General features: G+C 43.1%; 2 protein-coding genes. Both read right to left on the reverse strand.

Going from position 1 to position 1,266, the window contains the following annotated elements; translation table 11 throughout:
• Nucleotides 1–256: NAD(P)-binding domain-containing protein (locus tag A3766_RS25450; protein ID WP_197479743.1), on the reverse strand; the 256-nt coding region annotated here is incomplete at its 3' end.
• Nucleotides 257–275: 19 nt separating this feature from the next.
• On the reverse strand, nucleotides 276–1,266 hold a 991-nt coding region (locus A3766_RS25455; RefSeq protein ID WP_156509136.1), incomplete at its 5' end, for a PAS domain-containing sensor histidine kinase.

Genomic DNA, 1,266 nt, shown 5'->3' on the forward strand with positions numbered 1-1,266 from the left:
ATTGGGCGAGCAGGCCTTGTTCGGACAGGTAGACCTCTTCGAGATCTTTATCATTGCCGATGCAGCTTATGACGAGGTCGAACTTATGATCAATCTTCTTAAGGTCTAGCAGTATTTGGCCTTCATACTCTTCGAGCCAACGTTGGGATTTTGAGGTACTACGATTGTAGACGTGAAGGTCACAATGTTTGGAAAGGTGACCAGCCATAGGATATCCCATTACCCCTAAACCTATGAACAAAACTTTAGTTGTCATGGAATGTTGCTCCAAGTATTTAATTATTCTCTGCTAGTGGTAAGGTCAAGGTAAAGCAGGTGCCTTGATTCGCTTCGCTCTGAACATCAATGCTACCTTTGTGTTTTTTAATTACAACCTGGACAAAATTCAAACCTAAACCTGCACCTTTATCGCCGCTTAATTCTGTCTGTCTTTGGCGGTGAAAGCGCTTGAAAATAAAAGGAAGCTCTTCAGGACTGATGCCAAAGCCTTGATCTGAAATATCGATAATCGCCTTATCTTGAGTACAACGGGTTTTAATTGTAACCGTTGTGTCTTCAGGGCTGTATTTGACAGCATTGGAAAGCAGGTTGGTGATAGCTCGCTCAATCAACTCTGCATTGCCGAGTAGCCAGATAGGTTCTTCATCAGAGAACTCTAGATTAATGCCTTTCGCTTTTGCCTGTTGGGACAAGGAGTCAATGCTATCTTCGACTGCATTGAGCAGGTCAAACTCATAAAAGCTTTGCTCGGCGCTCTGTTCTGCGCGAGTGATTTGCAAAAATTGGTCTGACAGATTCAAGCTTCTTTTGGCGTGGCTTTCAATTTCATCAATTAGCGTGCTATCCCAGTTGATTCGACCAGTTCTGAGCCCGTTAAGCATGGCTAGCTGTGATACCAGCGGAGAACGGACATCGTGAGATAAAAAGTCAATAAGCTGATTTTTTTCACGCTGTTGTTGGCGAATTTCGGTGATATCTGAAAGTGTGATCATCAAGCCTGCGTCAATGTCTTCATCGACAATAAAGGGGGCGCAATGAACCTGAACGTCTCTATCATTTAACTGGATTTCATCATTGGTCTGTGCGCCGTTGACTAATACCTTACTCATATTTTGACTTAGCTGAATGTTTTGTTGGGGGTCAAACAATGTACAAATAGCTTGTCCTAGTAGCGTTCCGTTTGATTCAGAAAACCAAGTTTGAGCATGACTATTGGTAAATACGATTAAGCCAACAGGGTCGGTAACAAATACCGACCCTGTTGGC

This window comes from Oleiphilus sp. HI0132, assembly GCF_001635845.1.